Genomic DNA, 17503 nt, shown 5'->3' with positions numbered 1-17503 from the left:
CTACCTTTTTCATTATTTTAGTCTGAATTCATTTACACTTAAAAGTTATAATCTTCTTCACTCATTACATCCTCTCTATCTACTTTTAAGCTCACACTAGATTGATAAGTGATTTCATCATGATGAGTCACTTTCTCTAGAATATTATTTATTGAATCGATATAGGTATTACTTTCCACTACTTCTGGGTAAAGAGGGTTAAAATCTAAACTTGTAAGAACTTTATTAGCCTGCTGCTGAACAAAGGCTTTAACTTCTTCTAGCCAGCCAGTTCCATTGTAAATTTTTTCTACATAACTTAATTCATTGTTTACTAGGTCGGTAATTAAATCTAAAACCCACTCTCTTAACTCTATTTTTTCTTGCTGTGGTAATTCAGAGTAACCTAAACGAAACTTGTGACTGATGTAAAAACAATGCAACGATTCATTCATAAGGACTAATTTTATGATTTCAGAGACATTTAAGAACTCACTCTGTGTCCAGTACATCAACGGAGTAAAGGAACCGCTACATGTTAAAATCCCTTCTAAAATTAAATTCGCTGCTCTCTTTTGAAGTGTACTGCCTGTTTTATAAATTTCAAGAATGCGATCCAATTTGTATTGAATTTCTGAATTCTCTTCAGCCCAATTTAAAATCATCTCTACTTCTTTTGACTTTTCAAATTCAATAAGAATAGTGTTATAAGCTTTCGCATGAACCGATTCAATAAATTGAATGTTATTGTAAATCGCAGTTTCTTGTTGAGTATGCTGACCTTCTTTTATTACCAGATAACCTTTTTCAGATTGGAAAGTAGCAATAGAAGCTAATCCAATTAAAGCTTTCTTAAATACATCTTTTTCAGTTTCTGATAGATTATCCCAATTTTTTTTATCATTCGAAACAGGAATTCTTGTATCTAGCCAAAATAGTGAGGTTAATTTCTCCCAAGTTAAATGATCTAAATTATCTTCGATCTCATTCCAGTTAATCGCCTTGTAGTGTAAATAAGACATTATTTCCCTCCTATTAAATCATGCATGATTCACAAGTATTTGCCATTATAAATTCATCATCTTCAGTATACGTCCTGATATAGTAAAGTGACTTTATTCCTTTGGTCCAAGCATAGTTTCTTAGACGGTTCAAGTCTCTGGTAGTTAGTTTTGGCGAGGCTCCTGCTTTCCATTCATATAACCCTTCAGGAAGTTTTGAACGCATAAACAACGTCAAGCTCATTCCTTGGTCGATATGTTTTTGGGCAACAGCATAAACATCAATAATTTTACGTTGATCATAGTCATATGCCGAGTTATAGTATTTAAGTGTTTTATTTGATAAAAAAGGTGCAGGATAAAAAATTGAACCAACAGTTTTTTCTTGACGATTTTCAATTAGCTGAGTGATTGGATGTAAAGACGCACTCGTTTCATTTATATACGAAATTGAACCATTAGGTGCAACGGCTAAACGGTTACGATGATACAAACCATACTCTATGACAGCATCTTTCAGGTTTTCCCAATCTGCAACTGTAGGCAACTGGATAGCAGAAAAAATTTCTTTTACTTTTTCATTCTTTATAACAAATTCGCTTTTTAAGTAAGTCTCAAAATATGATCCATCTGCGTAATTAGATTTTTCGAATTTAAAAAAGACTTCTTCACGCTCTTTTGCAATTTCATTGCTTGCTACTAAGCTATGGTAATTCAACGCTATGAAATAAGCCTCTGTGAATTCAAATGATTCTTTTGAACCGTATTCAATCTCATATAAAGATAAAGCCGTATGGAGTCCCATAGCACCTAATCCAATTGTATGATAAAAAGAATTTCCTTTGCTAACCGTTGGTACTTCTAGAACATCACTCAAATCTGTGACTGTTGTTAAAGCACGAACAGCCAGATTAACTGATTTAGCGAAATCGGGAGATTTCATCATATTCATTATATTGCTCGAGCCTAAGTTGCAGCTAATATCCGTACCCGTTTGTTCATAAGATAGGTCATTATTTAGCTTTGAAGGTTCTTGTGGTTGGAGAATTTCCGAACACAAATTACTCATAATAATTTTTCCATCAACAGGATTTGTCTTATTAGCTGTATCAATATTTAAAATATAAGGATAACCCGATTCTTGCTGCAAACGTGAAATCTCTTGTTCTAACTCTCTAGCATTAACCTGAGTTTTCTTAATAGCTGAATTGGCGACCATATTATCATACTCAGCAGTTAAATCTACATACGAAAAGGGAACTCCATATTCTTTCTCAACACTATAAGGACTAAATAGATACATTGGTTTATTTGTTTTAATTAATTCATAATATTTATCAGGGACTACTAAGCCTAAAGAGAGCGTTTTAACACGTATTTTTTCATCTGCGTTTTCTTTCTTGGTGGATAGAAACCCTAAAATATCTGGGTGGAAAACATTTAAATAAACGACACCCGCACCATTTCGTTGGCCAAGTTGATTGCTGTAACTAAAGGAGTCTTCTAATAATTTCATTACTGGTAGAACTCCAGAAGAAGCATTTAATATCCCTTTAATCGGATCTCCAGCTGAGCGAATATTGGATAAATTCACTCCAACTCCACCACCAATTCTAGAAAGCTGTAAAGCTGAGTTTACTCCTCGTCCAATTGAAAGCATGGAATCACCAATATCAATCAAGAAACAAGAAATCATTTCTCCCCTCTTCTTCTTCCCTGCATTTAGAAAAGTAGGTGTAGCTGGCTGGTAACGTTGTGAAATAAGTTCTTCAGCCAGCTGCATGGCTAATTGTTTATCTCCATTACCTAGATATAAAGCATTGAAAGCAACACGGTCTTCAAATCTCTCTAAGTACTTTAAATTGTCATTTGTTTTCAATGCATATTGCGAATAAAATTTATAAGCACCCATAAAGCTTTTAAATTTAAAGTTTGCTGCATATATTTTCTTAAATAAAGATTTAATAAATGCATTATCGTATTCATTGTTTTTAGCTTGCGTATAAAGATTTAAAATGGCTACATCAATATAATTGTTTTCAATCATAAATGTTAACTTTTCTTCTAGTGAGTCAAATAGTAAAGTATTCGGAATAATTTCTTCTTCAAAATAAGCTTTTAACGCCTCTTGGTCTCTATGCAAAGGGATTTCTCCGTTGACAGGAATATTAACCAGATTATTTAAATAAAAGTATGTTTCTGGACTCTTGATAAGTTTTTTTTGATTTAACAACGTTACACTCACTCCTTTTTAAAATGATTTGAGAAATTCTTCTTGGCGATTAATAATCGCATTTGCAATTCTCTTAATATCTGATTGTGTTCCTCGCAATTCAAATACATCAAGTAGCGGAAAATGAAATCTTTTTGTGTATTGTTCAGCACTTAAACAAAATTGTTTATTAAAATTTCTATTCCCGCTTCCAACAATTCCATAACAAAATTTAAAGTTATGATTGGAAGCAATAAAGTCTCCTAATCTAGTTGTTAAGACTTCTTTTTCTCCATTGTCGATCCCATTTCCACCGTTTAAATATGTTGGCAATATACTAACAAAAGGTTCATCAACTGAAAACGTCTCTCCTTTTAAATCTTTAACATTTAATGACTCTACAACTAAACCTTTAGTCGTTTCTATGTAGTTGCTTAGATTTTCGACAAAGTATTTGGTATTGCCACTTAAGCTGATATAAATGATTCTTATCTTTTTTGTCATTAAAAGACTCCTTTTCTTTAATCTGTATGGTTAACTACCTAAAGGTAGAGAACACTACATGTTGTGCTTGCATTCGTATGATAGCACAACATACAGTTTAAAAGAAGTGTCCAAAATAAATATATTAGTCTTTTTTTCTATATAAATTTTTAGATAGAATCTAGAATCCCTATTATTATCAAAGATTTAAGTCTTTTTAAATATTATCTTATTACTTTATTTTATTTTTATTTAACTTATTTATTTTTGTTTAAACAATTTCCATAAATAATTTTTTTTAACTCACATAATTTATAACTATAAAAAAATTGACTTTTTAAAAGTATGTGATAAGATGAACTAATGAACAATCAATGCGAATTTAATTATATTTGAATAAGAAAGGTTGAGTTTAATAATGAAAGACAAGGTTGCATATACAGGAAAAGATTACTTAAATAAAGTTTTATCAGGGACAGCATCAGGGATTGTGATAGGGTTAATTGCAAATGCAATCTTGGGATCTGTATTCAAGGCACTTATACCTTACGGATCAATATTCGTATTATTAGCGAGTGTCGTAATGATTATGCAATTTATCACCCCAGTGATTATTGGCGTTCTAGTAGGACTTCAGTTTAAATTAAATGGAATGGAAAGTGTCGTTGTAGGGGCAGCTGCCTTTTTAGGATCAGGAGCTTATAAAGTTACTGAAACAGGAGTGCAGCTAGTTGGTATTGGAGATTTAATCAACGTTATGCTTATCTCTGCAATCGCAGTATTTGTCACACGTCTTTTACAAGGTAAGTTGGGTTCGCTAACACTTATTCTAATGCCCATTATCGTCAGCGTAGGCGTAGGTACATTAGGCTTAATTATACTTCCATATGTGGGTATTATCACTTCTACAATTGGAAGTGTTATTAATAGCTTTACTTCTTTACAGCCCTTACTAATGACCATTTTAATTGCTATTGCTTTTTCAATCATCATTATTTCACCCATTTCAACTGTTGCGATAGGAATTGCTATCGGAGTGACAGGACTGGGTGCTGGAGCAGCTGCAGTAGGGATTACAGCATGTACAGCTATTTTGGTAATTGGTTCTTTAAGAATTAACAAAACTGGAACAACTTTAGCCATTTTACTAGGAGCTATGAAAATGATGATTCCTAACTTAATTAAGCACCCAAAAATTGTAATCCCAGTCGTAATTAATGCTTTCTTTTCAGGTATAGGAGTTTACATGTTGACTATTCAAGGAACACCACAATCTGCTGGATTTGGAATTGTTGGCTTAGTCGGACCAATTCAATCATTTAATATGGGAGCAAGTTTAATAAGTGTTCTTTTAGCGTACTTTGTAATACCTTTTGTAGGTGGTTTTATTATTGATTTTGTTTGCACTAAAGTATTACACCTTTATGAGCATGATATCTTTGAATTTATACCAGCTTCAAATTAATGGAAATAAAATTAATGGAGGAATAATAAAAATGAAAATAGCAATTGCAGGTTCTGGAGCTTTAGGTTGTGGATTTGGTTACATGATGCAAAAAAATGGAAATAACGTTACGCTGATAGATTTTTGGGAAGATCACATAAAGGCCATTCAAGAAACTGGTTTGACTATAACGGTGAATGGTAAAGAAGATAATATCGCTATTCCAATAGGAAAACCAAGTGAAGTTAAAGATACGTTTGATGCTGTTTTTATTTTCACCAAATCAATGGGTCTACGCCATATGTTAGAAGAAATTAAGCATATCTTAACAGAAGATACTAAAGTTATCTGCTTATTAAATGGATTAGGACACGCTAAAACAATTTCTGAATACATTCCAGAAAAAAATATTATTATGGGGACAACTGTCTGGACTGGTGGGCTAGATGCTCCAGGAAAAACACATTTTATGGGCGAAGGTCCTGTCGAAATTCAAAATGCTGATGTCAACGAAAAAGAAGGTACACTTCAAATAGTTAAAATGATGTCTGATAGTGGATTGAATGGTGTTTATAGTGAGGATGTTCATTTTACAACGTGGAGAAAAGCTTGTGTTAACGGAACGATGAACGCTTTGTGTTCGTTGTTAGATTGCAATATTAAAGAGCTATTCGAAACGACTGATATTGATGGATTACTAAAAGGAATTGTTAGTGAGTTCTCTCTTGTGGCTAAAACTGAAGGAGCTAATTTGAATGTTGAAGAAACAATTAGTTACCTGAAAGCAACAGCAGAAAAAGTTGGCGCACATTATCCTTCTATGCATCAAGATTTGAAAAATAAGCGTTTAACTGAAATTGACTTCTTAAATGGGACTGTAGCAAAAGAAGCAGAAAATAAAGGATTAGAAGCACCTTATAGTAAATTAATTACTCAATTAGTTCATGCTAAAGAAGATATTTTAGGGATCAAACGTTAAGAGCGCTGTAGAACCTTCAGTATAAAGATATAAACTTTGAATAGAGCTAATTAAAAAAATGAATAAAAAGAAATGTATACTGTCTTCATAGTATACGTTTCTTTTTACTTATTTAGGTATAGTAACCAAATCGTATATTGTATAAGATTGTTTATCAACCTAAATGCAACATTTCTTCTATAAACAATCTGTTAGAAGTTTTCCATCTCAGGCACTTTCTAAGTTTTTTAGTAATAAAATTATTAGGATTGAATACAATGATTAAAAAGTTAAAATTAGCGTGTTTAGCTGCTGCGTTAATTTTAGAAGTAAGTCCCTTTATCAGTAACAGTACATACGTTTATACTAATCAAGTTCCAGGTGTAACTACTACTGAAAATATTATATCAGATTCTGAGATCAGCGAAGTAGAGTACTTAACTTTCTCTTGCAGTAGTTATTTAACTATTGAAGAAAAACAAGGGGCAGATGTAAGAGATATTTCAGAAGAAAAAAATAAAATTTTACCAAAGATTGCTAATTAAAAGTAATCTCTTGATTTTCATAGTCTTTATACGATAACAAAGATACTAAAAGTTAATCAAAACAAATCCAAAAACCAGCAACCTCTATTCAACTTACTGTCCTTTTTGTTTAAAATTCACTATCGTATCAGTTTAATAAGTTTAAAAAAGTTTGTATTGTATTATTTTCTTCCAAGATAAATAACCCTAACCCAATAAAAATGATAGGGACAATGATTCGCTCATGTTTTTCTAATGCCTCGGAGATAAATAAAATTTTTGCAAACTTATAACCGATATAGCAAAGAACTGCAACGGAAATAGTAAATACTCCTAAAACAATAACAATTTCTGAAACAGTTAAAGAGGCAAAGTAAGGAATATAAATACCTAAATTATCTCCACCAGAAGCAATCGTTATTAAGGCAACTGTCCAGAACAAACGATTCGTTCCTCGAGACTCTATTTTTCCAACAACTTCCTCTTCTTCTCCCTCTTCTTCGCCTATCACAGCAACTCGAATACCTAGATAAATCGGAATCAGTCCTAGCAGTCCAATAACCCAATCTTGAGGAATGAAATTCAGTACATAGGCAGCAAATAAACTTACGGCTACTAAAAGACCAGTTCCAAGATATTGCTCCAAATAAATCTGACGGAGACCTTTTTTTGTATGACTTTGAGAAAAAATAATTAACAAGATAAATAAATAATCAATACTGGTAGAAATGTAAACAGCTAATGCTGAAAAAACACTTTGTAACAAAATAACTTCCTCCAAAATAAAATTTCATAGATAGATTTTCTGACACTTTTGGAAAAGTTCGAACAGCGAAAAGTACGTCTTCATTCGCTAAAGAGTAATAAACTACTTTTTTATCCCGACGTGACTTTTCCATCCCGTACTTTTTAAAAAACGTAAATGATACGATATTGTGGCGGTACTAGTCTTTACTATTGTTGCTAACTCGCAGACACTCATCTCTTTACAAGTCTCTAACGCATAAAAACCTTAATTCTAGAGGAATCTACAAACCATTTTACTAGCACAAGCAAGGTTGACAAGTCTTTATTGGTTAACTTATTTTTGATAATTGTTACTTTTTCTTTATGCATCAAATTAGTTGTATCTACTTCTATATCCATTCAATTCACCTCTTCATTCAAACAATCTTTTGAATGAAGTGTATCTAGTTGCTTATTATTTTGTCAATAAGTCTTATTTTCAACACATGATTTTACTCAAATGAATGTGTTGAAAAAGTTTGAATTGGTGCTTTTCAAAAAAATTTTATACTATACTAAGTACCGCTGCTGTTTAAATACTAAAAAACCTTATTAAAACAAGGTTATAGATACATTTAATATCATTAGTGTTGGTCAAACTATCTATATGCAGCGCTAGTGAAAAAACATATTAAAAAGAAGTTACTAAAACTCCTCTCTTTTAGCAACTTCTTTATTGACTATTATTTTTCTGCTCTCTTCAAATACTTTTTTGCTTTCTTCAAATACTTTGATGGTTAATTGTCGTCTTTGTTTATGTGAGATAATCGGTTCAGGGTAGTCTTTACCTATCATTACTCCAAATTCATTTTGTTCTTTTTCAGAAAGTTTTGATGGATCGTGTATCTTTAGATTAGCAATATTTTTTAGCTCAGGAACATAGTACTTTATAAAATCACCATTTTTATCAAACTTCTCTGACTGTGTTGTTGGATTGAATATCCTGAAATAAGGAACACTATCTGTCCCTGTTGAAGCCGCCCATTGCCAGCCGCCTATATTGCTAGCTGGATCGTAATCAACAAGCATTTCTTGAAAGTATTTTTCTCCCCATCTCCAGTCAATTAACAAGTCTTTAGTTAAAAAAGACGCGGTTACCATACGCAACCGATTATGCATCCAACCGGTTTCTTTTAACTGTCGCATGGCGGCATCGACTAGTGGAAAACCTGTCATTCCTTCTTTCCAATTATCGAAAAGTTGCTCGTTATTCTCCCACTCTACTTGACGGAAAGAGAGATTAATTGACTGATCTTTTTGGTCAGGGTGAGTAGCGTATATCATATTATAAAAATCTCTCCAAGCCAACTCTTTAATAAAGGTTTCTTTGCCTGAAGAATAATTTGAGCGACTAACTTCATCATAAACAGTTCGAATCGATAGTTCACCTGCTCTTAAGTGTTTAGATAATTGGCTTGTTGCATTTTTCAACGGATAATCTCTCGCCTCGTTATAGTCATTCAAATCTTGTTTAATAAATATATCTAAGCGCTCGTGAGCTGCTTGATTGCCTAGCTGTAGTTCTTTAATAGCAATCTGTTTATCGAGAGAATGATTAAACTGGTCTTCATCTTTTGAAAATAGTGGCTCTTTAATTAGCTTCGTCTCATCAAATACTACTTTAACTACTCCAGGTTTTTCTAGTTCAATCCATTTATTATAATAAGGCGTAAATACCTTATAATACGTTCCAGAATTCGTCTTTATTTCCCTAGCTGCATGAATATGATGATCATAATAGCCATGAGCCGTAACTCCTAATTCCTTGAAAATAGTACTTACTAGCTTATCCCGTTCAAGACCGTATCCCGTCTCATCTCTATTGATATAAATATTTGACCAATCAGGAATTTCTTTTTTTAATTTTAAAAAACATTCTTCTATATCTCCATACAAAATATGCAAAGTACCCTTTTTCATTTTCACTTCATCACGTAAGCCGGCTACGCTTTTAAAAAAAGCGGCTTGGTTTGATGAGTTATCACTTAAAAATTGTTTTGGATTGACATGAAACAACAGCAATAACGAATCTGAATCTTGAAAAGCCTGTTTCAACGCTACATTATCTTCTAATCTTAAATCTCTTCTAAACCACATAACAGATACCAAGTCATCTCTCCTCTTCAAATTTTTAATAAAACTACATTCCAAATTAGACACTATAAATACTTATTTTATTAGGCTTTTATTTCTCATACGTTTTCTAGAGAATCTATCTTTATACTTTATTGTACACGGTTACTACTAGTCTACAACATCTATCAAAAATAGCTCAAGTTAAAAGATTATTATTTCAGATAAAACGATTAAATCGCATAACACGTTTTATATCTTGTACATCAACTTTGGAGTATCAGTCATTAGTTTATTAAACTAGGAATAGGGAGGAAATAACTATTAAACGATTGCTTCATGTTATTATAATGGCCTTAATCGTCTGGCTTGGATTTGTCTACATCTCGTGTGTCAAATTATATGACATCCTTATCTGGTTTCCTGTCATCTTGTATCTTTTAGTATTTGCTTTAATTGGTATCTTTTCACTAAACTACTGAATCAATTAAGCAAGAAGCAAGTGGCACTGCAAAGTATAGTAATCTACTTTTTGATCGAATATTTATAATAATGCTTATTATTATTTCTAAATTAGATGACTAAAGTAGAGAGAATCAATATAAATGAACCAATCCTATATAAAGGATACCAGTTAGATAACCTATCAGGTTTAATAGCGATTCGTATAAAAATATAGAAATACAATGAATTTCTTTCTAAAAAAAACTGAAAGTTAGATTTGAATACTAACTTCCAGAGAAACAGAATATTAACTTTAAACTAAACGTTCTTTTTATCTTTAACTTTCCAAACTAAATTTCAAAATTCTTTCAGCTAATTTTGAAGAATCTTTTCCAATAAACTTATTTTCTAATACTTGATTGATTTTTTCATGATCTACTATAGGATGAATCTTTTTCACTAATTCTAGTGTCTTTTTAGCGCCCTGATCCATGGAGTGTGCTCCTGAAATCAATAGGCTGTCATTCTCGCTTAACTGTTCAACACCAAATTGCAAAGCCTCTTCGAGCTCTTCAAAAAAAGTAACTTCAATTTTATTTTGTTTCATTACTTTTAAGAAAGTAGCTAGTTCTTCTTTTGTCACTTCATCTTTTTTATCTACATGTGATGATGCTGTCGTCAGGATAATTTTAGTGACAGCTATTTTATGAAACCATTTTGCTAGTGACTCAGCAATTTCTATACTATGCTCAGGACCGTTATTTCCTCTGATTGCATGTACAAGATGCAGCTCATTATAATCTAAATGACTGATCGTTTCCATACATGAATCAATGTTGTTTTGATTCAGCAATAAATCGTCTATCACCTTAAACTCTTTATCGTAAAGTATCTGGAAGCGTCTCTCTACACCTCTAAAATTTTTAATTCCTCGTTGAACATCCGCTAATGGTATATCATTGACCAATCCTACAATAAGTCCTGTAAGTGCATTATAGATAGAATGATAGCCTGGAACCGATATCTCTAAATCAAAACTTGTCGTGTCAATTCTTTTTCCACTTAGAGTACTAAACGGTTTTTGAATCGTCACTGTAAACAATGGAATACCGGCCAAAAACCGAATATTCGAAACCGCAATCGTACCAGATTTATTCTCAACTCCAAAAGTAATCACTTGCGCTTTTGTTTCTTTTTCTAAAGGGATCAATAGTGGTTCATCGAAATTTAAAATAGCCGTACTCGTTTTGGAAGCGTTCCTTATCAATGAGGCTTTAGCATCGAAATAAGCATCAAATGATTTATGCAGTTTAATGTGCTCTGGACTGATATTCATAAAAGCTACGACATCAAAGTCCGTATAATAAACTCGTTTAAGTTCCAATGCTGAGGAAGAAACTTCCATTGAAACATGCGTAATGTCACGATCTCTCATTTTTGCAAAATGTTTTTGTAAATGATAAGACTCTGGTGTCGTCAGCTGACTCATTTCAATATCTTTATCGATTTTAACTAGAATCGTTCCTATTAAACCGGATTTTAATTGATAAGCCTTAAAAATTTCTTCTACAATACCTATAATTGTCGTTTTTCCATTAGTAGCCGTTACTCCGAATAGAGTCATTGACTTAGAAGGATTGCCAAAAAAATTACTCGATAAAACAGCTAAAGCTTCACGACTATCTGAAACTTTAAGCTGAAGAATAGCTATATCTTCAATATACTGTTCAACAATCATGACTGTTGCCCCTTGACTCACAGCATGTTTGGCATAGTTATGTCCATCTGTTTCATAACCTTTAATACAGACAAATAAGGTATCTGTCTCTACTTCTTTTGAATGATAAGCAATTTTTTTAATATCAATTTTATCTAATTCTGTTGTAAGCCCATTGTGGCTACTAGAATCGATTTCTATCGATTTCAATAAGTCCGTTAGGTTCATAATAATCAGTACTCCTCCAGTGATTGTGCAAACTATCTGATATCTATTTTTTTAGATAAAATAGTATATATTTATTCGTGTTATTTAGCTTACTATTTTTTCTTAAACATGTCATGTCATATTACTTATTTATCAAAAATAATTTTTTGTTTGTTGACTTAAAAGGTACCAGTACACTTCTTGTAATAACCTTATAATACAAAAATTTGTATTATAAGTACTCTTTCGATTCAAATATTATTCATTCAATTAATTTATTTTTTTACGTATTTTTTACGTATTTATTTTGATTATTAGTTACATCACCTCTGTAAAAATAATTCTGTGTAAAGGCGAATTAAATTAACTAGCAAAAAAAGAATACGGCTCTTTATTTTTGAAAGAGAGCTGTATTCTTTTGCGAGTTAGGGCTGTCCCTATATTTTATCCTGATATAAAATTTTTAGTTATAAATATTGATCTTATTCTTTTGATAGTTCGTCTTCTGTAAACCATTTATGGTTCGTAACGGTTTCTCCACCGCTTGTTGGCTCATAGTCTATCATATACACCGTAGTATCTTCAGAGGAATCAATGGTGGCTGATGCACCCTCCATTCCTGCCATGTGTTTTGCTTCTACTATGATCTCTGTTCCTGGTTCCAAAGGTTTTTCTTGGTCTTTAGTTCCGGCAAGTTCTTCTTGAACAACCCATTTATGGTTCTCTACTAACTCATCACTATTTGTAGGTTGAAACGTTATTTCATAGGCAGTAGTATCAAAAGCTCCTACTATTGTTGCAGTTGCACCTTTCATTCCTGGCATATGATCTGTTAGCAAAGTAACCTGGTCGCCTATTTCATATTCTGAATTTTCTGCTTCTTGCAATCCTACTGGAATTTCACTTAAATCGTCATGCTGCATACCTTCCATGCTTTCAGTTTTACTTTCGGTTTGAGAGTTACTACTCTCCATAGTTGGCATACTTGATTGTGTACCTCCATCAACAGCTTCTTTATTTTCATTATCTTGGGATGAACAAGCAGTTAGTACTGTTAAAATAGTTAAAGTTAATACTCCTTGGATGACTTTATTATTCTTCATAATTTATCTTCCTTTCTTTTATGAATATTCTCAAACTTAACTTATAGTTTAATTTTTCCATATAAAAATGTCAATTTAATAGTCTTAATCAAAAATAGACTCTAGACATTCTGTCACCTTCATAGAAAAATTGAAATAAAAGATCTATACGACATAAATTACTTTAACTTTAACCAGTAGAAAAATAAATCAGGGCTTATATAATCGTTTCTATTTTTCGAAATATTTTCATTGAAGAGTCTTCATTTATTTTTACTAAGATATTTTTTTGTGTGTAGTAATTAATAAGTGGTTGAGTCTCTTTTAGGTACACCTCAAATCGTTGTTTGATAATTTTTTCTATGTCATCTATTCTGCCACGATTTAAAAGGCGATCAACCAAAATATTTTTTGGTATATCTAAATAAAAAACAACCGGTTCAGACTTTAATATTTTGTTCAATGCAAGAACTTGATTTTGATTACGAGGATAACCGTCTAAAACAACTGATTTTTCATACTGAAGTTGTTTTATTCTCTTTTTAATCAGTGAATTAATTATTTCATCAGGAACTAATTTCCCTGATAAGACGAAATGAGAAACTTGTTTCCCAATATCTGTTCCTTTATTCATTTCAGTACGTAGCATTTCTCCAGAAGATACAATTGGAAATTGGTGCTTTTTGTGGATTAGTTTAGCAATAGTACCTTTGCCAGAACCTGGTGCGCCTAGTAGAATAATAATCATATTTAACTCCTTTTTTTACTTTGTTATGCATTGAATAATTTATTGATAGATCAATAGCAGTTTTAGATAGGTAGCTAATAATGTGTTTTATTTAGTCAACTTGACTGTTTCTATTAGTACCGATGTACGTATAATCTTCAAGCTTTAAATAGACTTTAAAGCATATATAAGTTTCTGTTAGAACAGCCAACTACTCATTCATTTTATCTATTGCTATCAAAAGAAACAAAATTACTAGAAAGCGTTTAGACTGTAAAATGTCTATAGGTATTCTTCTTTAAAATATACCAGGATGAAAATATCTAACTTAATTTGATAAAGTAGAATGTATAGTTTTAACTGTTTTTCAAGTTATTGCACTAAATAGAATGATATACCTCTTAAAATAGTCGAATGCCTCTTTGCATTTATCGACAATTCAATATATTCAAAAATTAATGTAGATTTAACTCATTATCTTCTATTAATTTCCTGCAATATGAATACTATTTTCACTTCAGTTTTTGCTTTAAATAAAATGGAAAGAGTTGACAGTAGTATCAACTGTTTCCATTTTCACGATATTAGTTAGCAGGTTGTCAAAAATTGTTCCAGACGTATCCTCTGATAATTAGATTAGGATGAATTAACCCTGAGCTATTAGCTTATTTATTTCACGTATCATTTTAACACAAAGACTTCGTAGGAATAGTCCAGCTCTTCACTTAATAGGCTGTGGAAGTATAACAAATTCCTTTTTTAATGCATCATAGCTATTATTTATAAATACGAATTTTTAAGCAAATTTCAACAAATTATGATTTAATTTTAAATGAAACAATCTAGGTTCTTATTTAAGATCCTCAATTAATTCTTTCATTTCCTTAATTTCTTTCTTTTGAGCTTTAATAATATCATCCGCAAGTTTTCTGACTCTTGGGTCCTTGATATCGGCTCTCTCACTCGTTAGTATAGCGATAGAATGGTGTGGAATCATTCCTTGCATATAATCGACCTCATCTATCGTAGTTTGATTTCGCATTAAAAAGAATGAGCCTGTAAAAACTAAAATACTTACTAAAACGATAGAAATATTTGCTTTTTTATTTTTGAGCATTTGTAGCATAAAGAAAAGCATAACAACGGCCATAACACACGTCGATAATATGGTCATATACAAACGCATTTCACTAAAATAAACATGATCCAACTCGTAGGTATTAAGATACATTATTCCATACATGAGTATTCCGGAAGTAGCGATCATTCCCATAAATTTTGCGTAACTCTTATTCATTTTTTTGCTCCTTTTTCTCTGGCCTTCCATCTAATTGCACCATCAATCAAATATGATTAGATGGAGGCTATGATAGCTTTTTTCATAATCATTTCAACACTCTTAGCAATTACACTTAATTCTAATTCATCAAATAGACCAATAAGCTTTTCAGGACTTGTCATTCCTATATAAGTTTTATCACCTTCTGTTCTCACGACCATTTTACACGGTAACACATATCCTACGTGAATATTTTTTTCCAATACCTCTTTTGCCTGTTTCGGATTACATACCTCTAAGACTACAAAATCATCCTTTAAGTCTAGGCCTTTTTCAGCAAGTTTATTCTTGAAATTTAGTTGCCATAATATTCCAAAATTATTTTCTTTTAAGTTTTCTTCTAATGAATGAATAGCTTCGTTTAGGCTTTTATCTGTTCTCTTTTCATAAACGATATCCATTTTCTCATCTCCTAAAAATTATATTAAAACATAAGCAAACAATTATTTTTATAATCATCTTATTATTTATTTTTCAATATATTTTTCTTTTTTAGATACTCCTCTTCATCAATTTCTCCATTTGCGTATCTTTTATCTGAAATATTTAAGGCTGATTCTTTATTATCTCTATTTATTTTATTGTCGTTATTATTCTTTTTTATCATATATATTGATAATACAATCACTAATAAAACTACTAAAGGTATTAACCAACTTAAAGTCATATTTGGACCCATATAATCAAATCTATTGTGCATACACTACAACCCTTTCTTTACTAGTCAATTTAATGATCTCGGTTTCTTTTTTTTGTGTAAAGCCAAACACTCCCTTTTCCCTCTTTGGAACACCTGTAAAACAGACCAGTATAGTCCTCAGATAGTGAAAGCTATGATTAAACAGTCGGCATTTTTTTCTTTCAAGTCGATCATATTAAATTACTTGACTATAAATTGACCCATCATTCCAGAATCTTCATGTTCTAAAATGTGGCAGTGATACATAAATAGACCCTTCTCTTTAAAATTAACTAACAATTTTACTTCTTCATTACTTTTAACCATTACCGTATCTTTCCAGCCCTGTTCATTTAATGGCGGCTTACCCCCATTTCTTTCAATTATCTGGAATTGTGTACCGTGTACGTGAAAAGGATGAGGGGAAGAAGACATCATTCCCATCCCTCCTGATGATTCGTTTGATACAACCCACTCTTCCAATTCATTTAACTTTAATTCTTCATCTATTCTATTCATGTCCATCTGCTTACCATTAATCGTTACCATCGGACCCGATCCGCTCATAATAAATTCCCTTGAACGAACAATCTTACCTTTATCGTATTTTGGTATTTCAACCAACTCTTTAGGAACTTCTGTTTTTTCAGTACTTTCTTCAATTATATTTATCGTCATGATATTATTTTCAGTATCTCTAAATGTTACTTTATCTCCTGACTTATACTTAGAAAAATCAACAAGTATTTCAGCTCTTTCAGCTGGCGCAAGAGTTACGTTAGTCATTTCGACACTTTTTTCTAAAAATCCTCCATCAGAAGCAATTTGATAAAAAGTAGCGTTATCACTAAAGTTAAAATCATAGGCTCTAGCATTGGATCCATTTAAAATTCTTAGTCTGACAAGTTCATTTTTAACATCTAATTCAGGGCTTATTGCTCCATTGATTAAAATTGTGTCCCCCATAAATCCATCCATTGTATCTCTCATATCTAACTCATAAGGGATATCTCCATCTTCTGTAAATCGTTTATCTTGTACGACTAAAGGAATGTCGTTTATACCATGATTTTTTGGAATATCTAATTTAGTTGAATTCTCATCTTCGATATAGAAAAGCCCAGCCAGTCCTTTATAAACTTGTTCACCCGTCTTATCTAATAGATGTGGGTGATACCATAGTGTTGCTGCAGGTTGATTTATCGTAAAGGATGGACTCCAAGTAGATTGAGGTTCAATTCCTTGGTGCGGACCACCATCCATCTCACCAGGAACTTCTAAGCCATGCCAGTGCATAGTAGTTGATTCATCTAGTGTATTATTTACGTTTATTTTTACTTCATCGCCTTTGTTTACCTTTATAATTGGACCTAAATAGTTTCCATTGTAACCTAATGTATCCGTTTTTTGATCTTCAAAAAATTCTGTTCTTCCGTTTTGTACCTTTAAATCAAATTCCGCTTTTCCCTCTTCAGGATTCTTGTCCTTTAATATAGGAGGTATTGGTAATTTTGTTTCTTTTCCTTTTTGGCTATTCTTCAACGGTACTTCTGTATTCAAAATGCTCTCATTGAACGTTTCTCCTCTATTTATGAAGAAAAATCCTGCATAGACTATCAACGTTATTAAAGACAACCCTATAGCAAAGTACCAGATAACATTTTTTCTCATATTTCCACCTACTTTCTCTATTTTTGAATAACTGATTAATAACTCTTTAGAAATCAAAAAATAAAACTGTTTCGTTTGGTGAAACTAAAACTCATATTTATGTTGGTCTATACTTTCCTTCGGGACATAACATTTTGATAAATCTCTTGACAAAAATAGCACATGGCTGTAAGCTAA

15 protein-coding genes and 1 pseudogene are annotated in these 17503 nt (G+C 31.8%); 3 read left to right on the top strand and 13 right to left on the bottom strand.

Features of this window, described 5'->3' with window-relative positions:
* Window positions 1-38 precede the first annotated feature (38 nt).
* The 3 genes from B9Y54_RS04215 to nrdI are packed head-to-tail and all read right to left on the bottom strand — an operon-like array spanning window position 39 to window position 3696.
* Entirely contained in the window at window positions 39-1001 is a 963-nt protein-coding gene (locus B9Y54_RS04215; protein WP_085559104.1) for a ribonucleotide-diphosphate reductase subunit beta, read from the bottom strand.
* A gap of 13 nt (window positions 1002-1014) precedes the next feature.
* Entirely contained in the window at window positions 1015-3213 is a 2199-nt protein-coding gene (nrdE, locus tag B9Y54_RS04210) for a class 1b ribonucleoside-diphosphate reductase subunit alpha (RefSeq protein ID WP_085559103.1), read from the bottom strand.
* 18 nt (window positions 3214-3231) lie between these two features.
* A complete protein-coding gene (gene nrdI, locus B9Y54_RS04205; protein ID WP_085559102.1) occupies window positions 3232-3696 on the bottom strand; it encodes a class Ib ribonucleoside-diphosphate reductase assembly flavoprotein NrdI in 465 nt (154 codons plus the stop codon).
* Window positions 3697-4093: 397 nt separating this feature from the next.
* Here nrdI and B9Y54_RS04200 point away from each other — a divergent pair, with 397 nt between their 5' ends.
* The 3 genes from B9Y54_RS04200 (at window position 4094) to B9Y54_RS04190 (ending at window position 6622) form a co-directional block, all read left to right on the top strand.
* Window positions 4094-5140 carry a PTS sugar transporter subunit IIC gene (locus B9Y54_RS04200; RefSeq protein WP_085559101.1) on the top strand — a complete coding sequence of 349 codons (1047 nt, stop codon included), beginning with the start codon at window positions 4094-4096 and terminating at the stop codon, window positions 5138-5140.
* Between the two features lie 31 nt (window positions 5141-5171).
* On the top strand, window positions 5172-6098 hold the full coding sequence (locus tag B9Y54_RS04195; RefSeq protein WP_085560501.1) for a 2-dehydropantoate 2-reductase: 927 nt from the start codon (window positions 5172-5174) through the stop codon (window positions 6096-6098).
* 257 nt (window positions 6099-6355) lie between these two features.
* On the top strand, window positions 6356-6622 hold the full coding sequence (locus B9Y54_RS04190; RefSeq protein ID WP_085559100.1) for a hypothetical protein: 267 nt from the start codon (window positions 6356-6358) through the stop codon (window positions 6620-6622).
* Between the two features lie 127 nt (window positions 6623-6749).
* Here B9Y54_RS04190 and B9Y54_RS04185 read toward each other — a convergent pair whose 3' ends face one another.
* From B9Y54_RS04185 to B9Y54_RS04140, 10 genes and pseudogenes are all read right to left on the bottom strand, one after another.
* Window positions 6750-7367 (bottom strand): CadD family cadmium resistance transporter, encoded by a 618-nt coding sequence (locus B9Y54_RS04185; protein ID WP_085559099.1) that lies wholly within the window; start codon window positions 7365-7367, stop codon window positions 6750-6752.
* A 22-nt stretch (window positions 7368-7389) separates the two neighbouring features.
* Window positions 7390-7747: pseudogene (locus B9Y54_RS04180) on the bottom strand (ArsR/SmtB family transcription factor); the annotation flags it as partial.
* A gap of 285 nt (window positions 7748-8032) precedes the next feature.
* A complete protein-coding gene (locus tag B9Y54_RS04175; protein ID WP_085559098.1) occupies window positions 8033-9496 on the bottom strand; it encodes a cryptochrome/photolyase family protein in 1464 nt (487 codons plus the stop codon).
* Between the two features lie 745 nt (window positions 9497-10241).
* Complete coding sequence (locus tag B9Y54_RS04170; protein ID WP_085559097.1) at window positions 10242-11849, bottom strand: Mur ligase family protein; 1608 nt, start codon at window positions 11847-11849, stop codon at window positions 10242-10244.
* A gap of 461 nt (window positions 11850-12310) precedes the next feature.
* On the bottom strand, window positions 12311-12931 hold the full coding sequence (locus tag B9Y54_RS04165) for a YdhK family protein (RefSeq protein ID WP_085559096.1): 621 nt from the start codon (window positions 12929-12931) through the stop codon (window positions 12311-12313).
* Between the two features lie 196 nt (window positions 12932-13127).
* Window positions 13128-13658, bottom strand: a complete 531-nt coding sequence (locus B9Y54_RS04160; protein ID WP_085559095.1) for an adenylate kinase family protein — start codon at window positions 13656-13658, stop codon at window positions 13128-13130.
* Window positions 13659-14487: 829 nt separating this feature from the next.
* Window positions 14488-14934 (bottom strand): DUF305 domain-containing protein, encoded by a 447-nt coding sequence (locus B9Y54_RS04155; RefSeq protein ID WP_085559094.1) that lies wholly within the window; start codon window positions 14932-14934, stop codon window positions 14488-14490.
* Between the two features lie 56 nt (window positions 14935-14990).
* On the bottom strand, window positions 14991-15377 hold the full coding sequence (locus tag B9Y54_RS04150; protein ID WP_085559093.1) for a DUF302 domain-containing protein: 387 nt from the start codon (window positions 15375-15377) through the stop codon (window positions 14991-14993).
* A gap of 62 nt (window positions 15378-15439) precedes the next feature.
* Window positions 15440-15655 carry an SHOCT domain-containing protein gene (locus B9Y54_RS04145; RefSeq protein ID WP_159446050.1) on the bottom strand — a complete coding sequence of 72 codons (216 nt, stop codon included), beginning with the start codon at window positions 15653-15655 and terminating at the stop codon, window positions 15440-15442.
* A 201-nt stretch (window positions 15656-15856) separates the two neighbouring features.
* Entirely contained in the window at window positions 15857-17326 is a 1470-nt protein-coding gene (locus B9Y54_RS04140; RefSeq protein ID WP_085559091.1) for a multicopper oxidase family protein, read from the bottom strand.
* Window positions 17327-17503 lie beyond the last annotated feature (177 nt).

Source organism: Carnobacterium iners (genome assembly GCF_900177385.1).
Lineage (GTDB): Bacteria > Bacillota > Bacilli > Lactobacillales > Carnobacteriaceae > Carnobacterium_A > Carnobacterium_A iners.
This window is presented reverse-complemented; position numbering and strand designations above follow the sequence as displayed.